1 protein-coding gene is annotated in these 810 nt (G+C 62.7%); it reads left to right on the forward strand.

What is annotated here, in order from left to right:
* Positions 1 to 33: 33 nt before the first annotated feature.
* Positions 34 to 794 (forward strand): IS5 family transposase gene (locus BEN47_RS20025; RefSeq protein WP_438830492.1). Its coding sequence is split into 2 segments (ribosomal slippage): positions 34 to 354 and positions 357 to 794, totalling 759 coding nucleotides; the frame shifts between segments, so codons are not numbered across the junction.
* Positions 795 to 810 lie beyond the last annotated feature (16 nt).

The following is an 810-nucleotide window of genomic DNA, read 5'->3' on the forward strand; positions in this document are numbered from 1 at the left end:
TAGGACGCGTGAACAATTAAAGTAGCTTTGAAGATGCAAAAAGACCGCACATTACTCACTGACGCGCACTGGCAACGCCTTTCACCGCTCTTACCGGGCCAAGCGGGCACCTGCGGCGTGACGGCCAAGGACACCCGCTTGTTTGTCGAAGCCGTGCTCTGGCGGTTGCGTTGCGGGACGCCTTGGCGGGACTTGCCCGAACGCTTCGGGGCGTGGTCCACGGTGTCGATGCGCTTCGGTCGCTGGAAAAAGAAAGGCGTGTGGGACAAGGTGTTGGCTACGCTCCAGGACGACACCGGGCTGCACGAGCTGATGGTCGATTCGACCATCGTCCGCGCCCACCAGCACGCGGCCGGGGCGCGAAAAAAAACGGCCCGCAGGCCCTTGGCCGCAGCCGGGGCGGCTTTTCGACCAAGCTGCACCTGAGCTGCGACGCGCAGGGTCGCCCGCGCCGCTTCGCCCTCACGGCCGGGCAGGCGGGCGATTGCCCCCACGCCCCAGCCTTGCTCGCACCGGACCTGCGTCCCGGCCAGCGCGTGCTGGCGGACAAGGCCTACGACGCGGACTACGTCCGCGACCAACTGCGGCAGGCCGGGGCTGAGGCCGTAATTCCGAGCAAGAAAAACCGGACGCAAGTGATTGAACACGACGAAGAAATCTACAAAAACCGCAACCAAATCGAACGGTGCTTCAACCGCTTTAAGCGGTTTCGGGCCCTCGCCTCGCGTTACGAGAAGAACGCCAGTACCTTTCTGGCAATGGTCACGCTAGGAGCCATCCTGATGTGGCTTTAATTGTTCACACGTCCTA

The sequence above is a fragment of the Hymenobacter lapidarius genome (genome assembly GCF_001816145.1).
GTDB lineage: Bacteria > Bacteroidota > Bacteroidia > Cytophagales > Hymenobacteraceae > Hymenobacter > Hymenobacter lapidarius.